Raw genomic sequence first — 9,426 nt, forward strand, 5'->3', positions numbered from 1 at the left:
ACGGCGCTGCCGCCACGACAGCGCCGGATGTCGGATTTCGGATTTCGGTAGGCAGCCTCCATCCTCCGAGTTGGCAATAGGCAAGGCTCGGAGTGGCGACTAGTTTCCTTCGATGCGGCAACGACATGCGGTCGCGGACGAAGCCCGCGGGCGTCCAACGCCAAGAAAACCTTCATTTCCGATTGACCGATTGAATGGCCAAGCCATCTGACCCCTTCGTCCTGTTCCACGACGATCCGGCCGGCCGTTCCGTGCTGTTCGAGCGCCCCCGCGCGATCATCTCGGCAGATACGCCCGACGCTTTCTACAACGCGCTCGAAGCGGCCGAGACGGCGCGGCGCAAGGGAAAATGGCTGGCCGGCTATTTTTCCTATGAAGCCGGCTATCTGCTGGAGCCGAAGCTTGTTCCCATTTTGCCGGACGGCCGCCGCGCGCCGCTGGTCTGCCTGGGCGTCTTCGACGGACCGTCCGACATACCGCCGGCGCAAACGAATGGCGCACCGAGCAACGGCCCGATCTTCGACGCCCGCGCCACATGGACGTTCGCAGACTACGAAAAGCGCTTCGCGAAACTGCACAATCATCTGCGCGCCGGCGATTGCTATCAGGGCAACCTCACCTTCCCGATCCGCGCCCACTGGACCGGCGAGCCGCTTGCCGCTTTCGAGGCGCTGACCGCGCGCCAGCCGGTGAAATACGGCGCGCTGGTCGATCTCGGCGGCCCGGTGGTGCTGTCGCGCTCGCCGGAACTGTTTTTCGAGATAGGCCAGGACGGCTGGATCGAAACCCACCCGATGAAGGGCACCGCCCCGCGCGGGACGACGAAGGCTGAGGACAAACGGCTCAGGGAAGAACTGCGCAACGACCCGAAGAATCAGGCGGAAAACCGCATGATCGTCGACCTCTTGCGCAACGACGTGTCGCTGGTCAGCGAGGTCGGCACGCTGGATGTCCCCGAACTCTTCAAGGTCGAGACCTATCCGACCCTGCACACAATGGTTAGCCGGGTTCGGGCGAAGCTCTTGCCCGATCTGTCCATTCGCGATGTGTTTGCGGCGCTCTTCCCATGCGGTTCGATCACCGGCGCGCCCAAAATCCGGGCGATGGAGATTCTTCACGACCTGGAAGGCACGCCGCGCGATGTCTATTGCGGCGCAATCGGCTGGATCGCGCCCGGCGGACCGATGCGCTTTTCCGTGGCGATCCGCACGATCTCGCTCTTTCCGGACGGCGAGGCCGTCTACAATGTCGGCGGCGGCATCGTTTTCGATTCGACTGCCGAGTCGGAGTATCAGGAATGTCTGCTGAAGGCGCGATTCGCGACGGGAACGGTCCCGGCTTCGAGCTGATCGAGACGCTGCGCTGGGAGCCCGGCGCCGGCTTCATCCGGCTGGAACGGCACCTGGCGCGGCTTTATGCATCCGCCGCCGCCCTCGGTTTCCTGGCCAATCCGCAAAAGATTGGCGAGGCGCTGCACGATTGCGAGGGTGAGCGTGTTCCGCTGCGTGTGCGGCTGGCGCTCGCCGCTGACGGTACGGCGATCGACATCACACAGCCTTTCGAACCGCTCCCGGAAGACACGGTTTGGACGCTACGCATCGCCGGCACGCGGCTCGATTCGTCCGACCCGCTGCTGCGCCATAAGACAACACGCCGGGCGCTCTACGAAGCCGCCCGCGCGGAATGTCCGCGCGAGCAGGCCGACGAAATGCTGCTCCTCAATGAGCGCGGCGAAATCTGCGAAGGCACCATCACCAGCATCTTTCTCGACATGGGCGAGGAAATGTTGCTCACCCCGGCACTGGCGTGTGGGCTGCTGCCCGGCGTCCTGCGCGGCGAGTTGCTAGAGTCTGGCAAGGCGCGAGAGGCCGCCCTGACATTGCACGATCTCTGGGCGGCACGAAGAATCTACGTCGGCAATTCGCTGCGCGGATTGATCGAGGCGCGGATTTCGGCCGCGCCGGCGACAGGCCTGGACGCAAAAATTTGACGGAAGGGGCTGCACCATCTACGATGTGTTTGCCTGTGTTCACCCGTGTTCGAGGATCACACCATGGCCGCGAGCGAGACCTTTTCCGTACGCCTTCCCCCCGAGACCCGCAGGGAACTCGAGGAATACGCCAAGGCGACACAACGCTCCAGCGCCTTTATCGTCAAGGAGGCCGTAGAGGCGCATCTGGCGGAGCGCCGCGCCTATCTGGCAGCGATCGAGGAGGCCATCAAGGAAGCCGACGAGACGGGCGAATTTGTTTCGTGGGAAGCAACGCGGAAATGGCTGGAATCGTGGGGCACCGATAATCCGCTGCCACCTCCCGAGCCAGACATCTTCACCAAGAAACGCCAATGAAAATTCGGCTGACAAAAGCCGCTATTCGCGACCTTATCGAGGTGGAAGCCTATATTGCATTGGACAATCCAAGGGCGGCATTTGGAGTTAAATCTAAAATTGACAGGGCGATCACATTGATTAGCGAGCGTCCCGGTATTGGACGGCCTGCTTCGGGGGGCGCTTCGCGGGAGTGGTCGATTCCGGGCCTGCCCTACCTCATTCCCTATCGAATTTCGGGTGACGTCATCGACATAATTCGTATCTGGCACACCAGCCGCCAACGACCGACTGAGTGGTAGACTTGCTCCCCACCCACACGCCCTACGACGGCTCATCCAAACTCTTCACGATCGGCCTCAAGCCGCTCGACCTTGCCGACTGGATCGAGGTCGACGACCGTTACGAAGCCTACGTTGCCGAAAAGCAGTGGCTCTACGCAACGATCCCGGAAAAAGTCTTCGTCGAGGAAGCCGATACACACGCCGCGCAAGTCGAGGTGCTTGACCGGCTTGCCGAGCATCTCACCGCTCACGCCTCTCGCCTGTTCGCCACGCCGGAGCAGAAAGCGCTCTTCGATGCGAACCTTGCAGCCGCGCGGGATCGATCGGACGCGCCGTTGCGTGCCGCCTCCCTGCTTATCCAGGAAGACCTGATCCTGATGCGCCGCGGCGAAGACGGCTGGCGCCTGGCGGCCGGATCGCTGTGCTTCCCGTCCTCATGGTCGCTGCTCGAGAAATTCCGCCATCCATTGCACGAAATCCATATGCCGGTGCCGGCCTTCGGCCCGGGCTCGCGCATGGCGGAATTGATCTACCGGATGTTCGACAATCTTCAGGGCCAGGGCGTCCAGCGGTTCAACTGGTCGATCCAGGCGAACGCCGACCTGTACCACCCGCTGTCGAATGTCGCCCGCATCGACCGCGCCACCAACCGCCCGTCGAAATTCCCCGATCTCGAAGCCGCCGCCCGCGCCTTCATCCGCGTCGAGCGCCAAACCTTGCGCAAGCTGCCTGCATCCGGCGACATCCTCTTCACCATTCGCATCCACCTCGATCCACTGTCAGTGCTTCGCGGCCACCCGGACCGGGCCGCGCTGGCAAAGTCCTTCGCCGAGCAGATCACCGCGCTCGACGAGGCGCAGCTCGATTACAAGGGCCTGACTGCCGATCGCGGCCGCCTTGTCCGGATTCTGGAAGAAATGGCGGCTGAACCGTCCAATTTGCAGGATTCGGCTTTATTGTGACAGTGTTCTATGGTCATCCGGAAGGACCGCCCGAAAACCGGCCGGCAACCCCAAGGTTCAATGGAGGGACCAGCATAAAATGGTGAAAGAAAAATGGCCTGTTTACGGTGAGATCACCGGCCCCGTCGTGATGATCGGCTTTGGTTCGATCGGGCGCGGCACGCTTCCTCTCATCGAGCGCCATTTCAAATTCGATCACACGCGCATGACCGTGATCGACCCGCGCGACACGGACAAAAAGCTGCTCGACGAGCGCGGCATCAAATTCATCCAGGATGCTGTCACCAGGAAGAATTACAAGGAATTGCTGACGCCGCTGCTCACCGAAGGCGGTGGCCAGGGTTTTTGCGTCAACCTGTCGGTCGATACCGGCTCCCTGGACCTGATGAAGCTCTGCCGAAAGCTCGGCGTGCTCTACATCGACACGGTCGTCGAGCCGTGGCTCGGCTTCTATTTCGACAAGGAGGCGAGCAACGCCTCCCGCACCAACTACGCGCTGCGCGAAACCGTGCGCGAGGAAGTCCGCAAGAATCCGGGCGGCGCCACCGCCGTCTCCTGCTGCGGCGCCAATCCCGGCATGGTCTCGTGGTTCGTCAAGCAGGCGCTGGTCAACTTGGCGAAGGACCTCGGCCTCGATTTCGACGAACCCGGCCCGAACGACCGCGAAGGCTGGGCGAAACTGATGAAGAAGGCGGGCGTCAAGGGCGTCCACATCGCCGAACGCGACACCCAGCGCACGAAGAACCCGAAGCCGTTTAACACCTTCTGGAACACCTGGTCCGTCGAAGGCTTCATCTCGGAGGGTTTGCAGCCCGCGGAACTCGGCTGGGGCACCCATGAAAATTGGATGCCGAAGAACGCCAAGAAACACAAGAAAGGGTCGAAGGCGGCAATCTTTCTGGAACAGCCAGGCGCCAACACCCGCATCCGCACCTGGTGCCCGACGCTCGGTCCGCAATACGGCTTCCTCGTCACCCACAACGAGGCGATCTCGATCTCCGACTATTTCACCGTGCGCGACAAGCATGGCGACGTGACGTTCCGCCCGACCTGCCACTACGCCTACCATCCCTGCAACGACGCGATGCTGTCGCTGGACGAGATGTTCGGCGCGGCTGGCAAGCCACAGCCCGTCCAGCATGTGCTTGATGAGACCGAGCTGGTCGACGGCACCGACGAGCTCGGCGTCCTGCTCTTCGGCCACAAGAAGAACGCCTACTGGTACGGCTCGCATCTGTCGCTGGCCGAGGCGCGCAAGCTGGCGCCCTACCAGAATGCCACCGGCCTGCAGGTCACCTCGGCGGTGCTCGCCGGCATGGTCTGGGCGCTGGAAAATCCGAACGCCGGCATCGTCGAGACCGACGAGATGGACTACCGGCGCTGCCTCGACGTGCAGTCGCAATATCTCGGGCCGGTCGAGGGTTATTACACCGACTGGACGCCACTCGCGGACCGTCCCGGCCTGTTTCCCGAGGATTTGGACGAGAAGGACCCCTGGCAGTTCCGCAACATCCTGGTGCGCTGACAGCACTCCCACATGACTTGTGTCGAACTTGCAATCGCCCGGAAATCGGGCGATTGCTTTGCGACTGACCCAAGGAGAGGATTCGAAACGATGATCGAAACGCGCAGGCTCATCCAAGCGGGTGCCATCGCAATCCTGGCCGCCGGCATTTCCGGCTGTGTCAGCGGCGGCCCTTCCGGGCCGACCGCAGCCGCATCGGCCGTCGAGGGCGAATGGCTGAGCAGCGACGGCGTGGCCGTGTCGAGGCTGTCCGGCGGCGTCTTCACCACCAACGCACTCGACACCGGCAACAAGCTCGCCGACGGCAGCTACAAGGTGAACGGCAATACGGTCGAGATCACCGTGGTTTCGCTCATCCGCAAGACCACCACCAATGTCAATTGCGCCCTCGTTGCGCCGAACCAGCTCAACTGCACGAGTTCGGCCGGCCAGCAGTTCGTCCTGACGCGTCGCGGCGCCGGCACCGCCTGACGCCAGTGCGCGAAGCGCGGCGATGGTTTTCCTCCTCGTCGCGCTGGTCGCCATCATCGTGCTGCCGCAGATCTGGGTGCGTTTCACCATAGATCGGCACAGCAAGGACCGTCCCGACCTGCAAGGCACCGGCGGCGAACTCGCCCGTCACCTGCTCGACCGCTTCGGCCTGAAGGACGTCAAGGTCGAGACCACCGATCGGGGCGACCACTACGATCCCGAAAACCGGAGCGTCCGCCTGTTGCAAACCCATCATGACGGCCGCTCGCTTGCGGCCGTCGCCATCGCCGCACATGAGGTCGGCCACGCCATCCAGCGCGCGCATGGCGACCGCTGGCTCGGCCTGCGCCAGAAATTGGCGAAACTCGCCATGACCACGGACCGCCTCGCCGCCGTCTTCTTCATCGCCTCGCCGTTTCTCGGCGCGCTGGCCCGCACGCCGGTTGCCTTCCTGGCGATTGCCGGCATCGGCATCGGGCTGCTCGCCGTCCGCATTGTCTTCACGCTGGTGACGTTGCCCGTCGAGATCGACGCCAGCTTTTCCAAGGCGCTGCCGATCCTGAAGGAGGGCCGCTATGTGGATGAGAAGGACATGCCGGCGGTGAAAGGCGTACTGCGCGCCGCCGCCTTCACCTATCTCGCCGGCGCGCTGATCGCGCTGGTCAACCTTGCGCGCTGGATCAGGGTGCTGCGATAACAAGCCCGATCCGGAGGAACGGCCGATGACGGAATTTTTCGACGCGCTCGAGACCCGCTCCCCAGAACAGCGCGAGGAGGCATTGTTTTCCGCCCTCCCCGCCTTCCTTGCCAAGGCCGCGCAAGCCGTCCCCTCCTTCGCCGCAAGGCTTGGCGGCATCAATCCCACAAGCATCACAGACCGCGCCGCGCTGGCGAAACTGCCGGTCCTGCGCAAATCCGAGATTATGGCAAGCCAGGCCGAGAATCCGCCCTTCGGCGGTCTCGTCGACCCGGCCGCGCTCACCGGCCGGCGCGTCTTCCAGTCCCCCGGCCCGATCTGGGTGCCGGAGGACGACCGCCCGGAAGCAGCGCGGGCCACGGCGCGCGCCTTCTTCGCGGCCGACATCCGCTCTGGCGACATCGTCCACAACACCTTCAATCATCACATGACGCCGGGCGGTTTCCTGCTCGACGCCGGCGCCCGCGCGCTGGGCTGTTCCGTCTTCCCTGCGGGCGTCGGCAGCACCGACCTGCAGGTCGAGGCGGCGGCCGGGCTGAAGCCTTCGGTCTATTGCGGCACGCCGGACTTTTTGAAGGTTTTGCTCGACAGGGCAGTTGAGATGGGACGCGACCTCTCCTCGTTCCGCAAGGCTCTGGTGACCGCCGGAGCGCTCTTTCCCTCCTTGCGCAGCCAATATCTGTCGCGCGACGTCGCCGTCATGCAATGCTACGCCACCGCCGAGTTCGGCGTCATCGCCTACGAAACCACCGGCCCGGACGGCACGTCCAATCCCGGTATGGTCGTCAACGAGCACATCATCGTCGAGATCGTGCGACCGGGCACCGGCGATCCCGTGCCTGAGGGCGAGGTCGGTGAAGTCGTAGTGACCAGTTTCAACTCGGCCTATCCGCTGCTGCGGCTCGGCACCGGCGACCTGTCCGCCGTCCTTGCCGGCCCCTCGCCCTGCGGTCGGACCAACACCCGCATCCGCGGCTGGATGGGCCGAGCCGACCAGCGCACCAAGGTCAAAGGCATGTTCGTCGATCCCGCGCAAATCGCCGAGGTGGCGCGCCGGCAGCCCGGCATCGCCCGCGCCCGGCTGGTGGTGACGCGCGACGGCGAGATGGACGCGATGACCCTGCATGTGGAGCCTAATTCGGGACAGGCGCTCGACGCCGGCGCGATCACCGCCGCCCTGCGTGAGACGACACGCCTCGGCGGCAGCGTCGTCATCGTGGCGCCAGGCGCCTTGCCCAATGACGGCAAGGTGATTTCCGATGAGCGCGACTACGCGAAGTAGGCTTTCAGCCGCTGCGAATCGCAGCGCGCGGGACAATCCTGCAACAGGCGACCTCCATGTCTCGCAGGTCCCTGATTCCGCTTGCATCCGCCCGACGCCGGTGGAAACATACCCGGCGTCGGCCGTGTCAGAAAACGGTCAAGGCGGGGCGCTAAAAGCATGCGACCAGCCGTATCGGGAGACAAAAATGAAAAAACTCGCCGCCCTCGCCGCGTTGTCGGCATCGACGCTTGCGATGTCCGCAAGTGCCTCCTTTGCCGACTACACACTCAACATCCTCCACATCAACGACTGGCACAGCCGCATCGAATCGAACAACAAATACGAATCGACCTGCTCTGCCGAGGAGGAGACGAAAGGCGAGTGTCTCGGCGGCGCGGCGCGGCTGATCACGGCGATCGCCCAGGAACGCGACAAACTCAAGGACCAGAACGTGGTCCTGCTGTCGGCCGGCGACAATTTCCAGGGATCGCTTTTCTACACGACCTACAAGGGCAAGGCCGAGGAGGAGTTCCTCAACCAGATGGGCTTCGACGCCATGGCGCTCGGCAACCACGAGTTCGACGATGGCGAGGACGCGCTGGTGCCCTTCATCGACAACGCAAAGTTCCCGATCCTCGGCGTCAACATCAAGCCGAACAACCAGTCGAAGGCAAACGGCAAGATCAAGCCTTCCGTGGTGCTGGATGTCGGCGGCCAGAAGATCGGCGTCATCGGCGCGGTGACGACCGACACGCCGGAGATCGCCTCGCCCGGCCCGAACATCCAGATCGAGGACGACGTCGCCAACATCGCGGCAGAGGTGAAGAAGCTGACGGACGAGGGCGTCGACAAGATCATTGCGCTCACCCACATCGGCTATCCCCGCGAGATGGAGATGATCGCCAAGATCCCGGGTGTCGACGTTGTGGTGGGCGGCCATTCACACACGCTGCTGTCGAACCGGCCCGAGGACAAGGCGGCAGGCCCCTACCCGACCTGGGTCGACAACCCGCAGGGCTACAAGGTGCCCGTCGTCCAGGCTGCTTCTTATTCCAAGGTGCTGGGCGAGCTGCAGGTGACCTTCGACGATGCCGGCGTCGTCAAGGAAGCCAAGGGAGATCCGATCTGGCTCGACAAGTCGATCACCCCTGACGCGGCGACGCTCAAGCGCATCGCCGAACTCGCCGCGCCGATCGAGGAACTGAAGAACAAGGAAGTCTCGGAGACAACCAAGGCGATCGACGGCAGCCGCGACAACTGCCGCGCCCGCGAATGCGAGATGGGCAATCTCGTCGCCGACGCCATCCTCGACCGCGTCAAGGACCAGGGCGTGCAGATCGTCTTCCAGAATGGCGGCGGCCTGCGGGCCTCGATCGACCAGGGCGTGGTGACTATGGGCGAAGTGCTCACGGTCCTGCCCTTCCAGAACACGCTCGCCACCTTCCAGCTTCCCGGCAAGGACATAACGGCGGCACTTGAAAGCGGGCTCGGCCAGATCGAAGACGGCGCCGGCCGCTTCCCGCAGGTCGCCGGCCTGAAATATTCCTTCGACAAAACCGCGCCCGCTGGCAGCCGCGTCAAGTCGGTCGAGGTCATGGAGAACGGCGCCTGGGCGCCGATCGATCCGGCCAAGGAGTATATTGCCGCGACCAACAACTACGTCCGCCAGGGCGGCGACGGCTACAAGATCTTCGCTACCGACGCCAAGAACGCCTATGACTACGGTCCGGGCCTCGAACAGGTCGTTGCCGACTACCTCGCGGCGCACCGCCCCTATACGCCGGCGCTCGACGGCCGCATCATCGAGGTCGCCGCTGCCGCGCCGGCCGAACCGGCGCCTGCACCGGCCACAACGGCGCCCGCTCAGCCAGCGCCCGCCGCCGAGCCAGCCCCTGCC

General features: G+C 63.9%; 10 protein-coding genes. All 10 read left to right on the forward strand.

What is annotated here, in order from left to right:
- The first annotated feature begins 194 nt into the window (after positions 1-194).
- Complete coding sequence (locus tag ACH196_RS29920; RefSeq protein WP_396650497.1) at positions 195-1,349, forward strand: aminodeoxychorismate synthase component I; 1,155 nt, start codon at positions 195-197, stop codon at positions 1,347-1,349.
- A complete protein-coding gene (locus tag ACH196_RS29925; protein ID WP_396650498.1) occupies positions 1,298-1,990 on the forward strand; it encodes an aminotransferase class IV family protein in 693 nt (230 codons plus the stop codon). Before ACH196_RS29920 ends, ACH196_RS29925 begins: the two co-directional genes overlap by 52 nt.
- A gap of 63 nt (positions 1,991-2,053) precedes the next feature.
- A complete protein-coding gene (locus tag ACH196_RS29930) occupies positions 2,054-2,347 on the forward strand; it encodes a CopG family ribbon-helix-helix protein (protein ID WP_396650499.1) in 294 nt (97 codons plus the stop codon).
- Positions 2,344-2,628 (forward strand): type II toxin-antitoxin system RelE/ParE family toxin, encoded by a 285-nt coding sequence (locus tag ACH196_RS29935; protein WP_396650500.1) that lies wholly within the window; start codon positions 2,344-2,346, stop codon positions 2,626-2,628. The genes ACH196_RS29930 and ACH196_RS29935 overlap by 4 nt, the downstream gene beginning before the upstream one ends.
- Before the next feature lie 2 nt (positions 2,629-2,630).
- Entirely contained in the window at positions 2,631-3,572 is a 942-nt protein-coding gene (locus ACH196_RS29940) for a heme-dependent oxidative N-demethylase family protein (RefSeq protein WP_396650508.1), read from the forward strand.
- 79 nt (positions 3,573-3,651) lie between these two features.
- Positions 3,652-5,097, forward strand: a complete 1,446-nt coding sequence (locus tag ACH196_RS29945; RefSeq protein WP_396650501.1) for a homospermidine synthase — start codon at positions 3,652-3,654, stop codon at positions 5,095-5,097.
- Between the two features lie 90 nt (positions 5,098-5,187).
- Positions 5,188-5,568 (forward strand): hypothetical protein, encoded by a 381-nt coding sequence (locus ACH196_RS29950; RefSeq protein WP_396650502.1) that lies wholly within the window; start codon positions 5,188-5,190, stop codon positions 5,566-5,568.
- 22 nt (positions 5,569-5,590) lie between these two features.
- Complete coding sequence (locus tag ACH196_RS29955) at positions 5,591-6,265, forward strand: zinc metallopeptidase (RefSeq protein WP_396650503.1); 675 nt, start codon at positions 5,591-5,593, stop codon at positions 6,263-6,265.
- 25 nt (positions 6,266-6,290) lie between these two features.
- Positions 6,291-7,547 carry a phenylacetate--CoA ligase family protein gene (locus ACH196_RS29960; protein WP_396650504.1) on the forward strand — a complete coding sequence of 419 codons (1,257 nt, stop codon included), beginning with the start codon at positions 6,291-6,293 and terminating at the stop codon, positions 7,545-7,547.
- 187 nt (positions 7,548-7,734) lie between these two features.
- A partial coding sequence (locus ACH196_RS29965; RefSeq protein WP_396650505.1) for a bifunctional metallophosphatase/5'-nucleotidase occupies positions 7,735-9,426 on the forward strand: 1,692 nt, incomplete at its 3' end.

Origin of the sequence: Mesorhizobium sp. IMUNJ 23232 (assembly GCF_044326205.1) — a bacterium.
GTDB lineage: Bacteria > Pseudomonadota > Alphaproteobacteria > Rhizobiales > Rhizobiaceae > Kumtagia.

What these genes read in the sequence shown, in the direction of transcription:
- ACH196_RS29955 (WP_396650503.1), top strand. Translation starts at nt 5,591, where the DNA reads ATGGTTTTCCTCCTCGTCGCGCTGGTCGCCATCATCGTGCTGCCGCAG.
- ACH196_RS29930 (WP_396650499.1), top strand. Translation starts at nt 2,054, where the DNA reads ATGGCCGCGAGCGAGACCTTTTCCGTACGCCTTCCCCCCGAGACCCGC.
- ACH196_RS29950 (WP_396650502.1), top strand. Translation starts at nt 5,188, where the DNA reads ATGATCGAAACGCGCAGGCTCATCCAAGCGGGTGCCATCGCAATCCTG.
- ACH196_RS29945 (WP_396650501.1), top strand. Translation starts at nt 3,652, where the DNA reads ATGGTGAAAGAAAAATGGCCTGTTTACGGTGAGATCACCGGCCCCGTC.
- ACH196_RS29935 (WP_396650500.1), top strand. Translation starts at nt 2,344, where the DNA reads ATGAAAATTCGGCTGACAAAAGCCGCTATTCGCGACCTTATCGAGGTG.
- ACH196_RS29960 (WP_396650504.1), top strand. Translation starts at nt 6,291, where the DNA reads ATGACGGAATTTTTCGACGCGCTCGAGACCCGCTCCCCAGAACAGCGC.
- ACH196_RS29920 (WP_396650497.1), top strand. Translation starts at nt 195, where the DNA reads ATGGCCAAGCCATCTGACCCCTTCGTCCTGTTCCACGACGATCCGGCC.
- ACH196_RS29925 (WP_396650498.1), top strand. Translation starts at nt 1,298, where the DNA reads ATGTCTGCTGAAGGCGCGATTCGCGACGGGAACGGTCCCGGCTTCGAG.